Raw genomic sequence first — 1216 nt, forward strand, 5'->3', positions numbered from 1 at the left:
GCCGCAAATAAACGGCTAAAAAAAGTTGGCTATAATTTGTGAGGCACGAACAAAAGCCAACTGTTTTTTGTCCGTACTTTTAATTTACTTTGTTAGGTGACGTTTCGCACACGGTTAACTTTATTAAAGTAGGCTGTTAATAAGCCATACAAAATTAAGTAGCCAGGAATATAAAACAGACTACCAATTACGACACCTTGCATTGGGTGATAGCCACTAAAGTAAGAATCTAGAGAAAAATAGCCAATTAAACTAATAGCTGATAGCAGCAAAATCGCGTGCTTTTTGCGATTTTTGTTTTTTACTATTTTTATCAAATCAATTAGGCCCACAACAAGTGGAACTAAAATGAAAATTGATAATATCTCAGTACCCATAGTCACCAAACGCCGCTGTAACCGGCTAATAATAGTTGGCTAAAATTTGTGAGGTACGAACAAAGCCAACTGTTATTTGTCCACGTTTACAGCTTTGTTATAACTCAACCTCTACAGTTGTTCAATTACCCAATCATTAACAGGCTTAGACCAAGAACCTAACTTTTTAATAACTACTGCGCCCGAAGGTGAAGCAACTGGGTTTACTTTAAACGCTGTAGCTTTTTGATGATAAACGATAGGTTGTTCACCAACCATAGTCATTTGAGCACCACCATAAGAATCGCTATTAATTGCGACTTTTGTTCCTAATTCTCTAGCTGAGTGAATGAGAATATATTGGGCTGTTGGTGATTTTTGTTTATCGATACTGAAGTACATCCAAAAATGAGAGTCGTCGTACACTAAATCTTGGTGTTTATACCGCATATATTCTAAGTGAGTTTGTTTGATTATATTAAAATCTGAATCTAGGACACTAACCATTGGTATAAATGCAAACTTATGCTCAAGGTAAAAGCTTTTAACTGAAAAATATTCAGTATTCTCTTGCCCTTCTAGTTTTATTAAATGATAAGGAGACGTAATTGAGTTTACTTGAACAAGCTCTTCGTTTTCCTCCATGTTAACAATCAGCGAGTCTTTTAGGGCTGACTGTTTGAGAGCATTTAATTCTACGCAGCATGCTTTTCTTTTATAAGCATCATTTCTAAGTTCATATGAACGTTCACTTCCTATATTTTTGGGGATTTTGGTTGTCATTTGGCAACCACTAGAAATTAAAGTAAAAAGAAATATTAAGAATATCTTAACGTTCATCACCAAACCTTTATTGAGTT

Annotated in this window: 2 protein-coding genes; both read right to left on the reverse strand. The window is 34.8% G+C overall.

The features are described 5' to 3' along the window. Positions 1 to 92: 92 nt before the first annotated feature. Positions 93 to 377 (reverse strand): hypothetical protein, encoded by a 285-nt coding sequence (locus ACGHEH_RS21595; protein ID WP_390449815.1) that lies wholly within the window; start codon positions 375 to 377, stop codon positions 93 to 95. A 111-nt stretch (positions 378 to 488) separates the two neighbouring features. Then, positions 489 to 1216, reverse strand: a 728-nt coding sequence (locus ACGHEH_RS21600) for a hypothetical protein (protein WP_390449818.1), incomplete at its 5' end; no start/stop codon positions are given.

This window comes from Pseudoalteromonas sp. MTN2-4 (assembly GCF_042848605.1).
Taxonomy (GTDB): Bacteria; Pseudomonadota; Gammaproteobacteria; order Enterobacterales; family Alteromonadaceae; genus Pseudoalteromonas.

Coding starts and splice junctions, on each gene's coding strand:
- ACGHEH_RS21595 (WP_390449815.1), bottom strand. CDS start 377: ATGGGTACTGAGATATTATCAATTTTCATTTTAGTTCCACTTGTTGTG.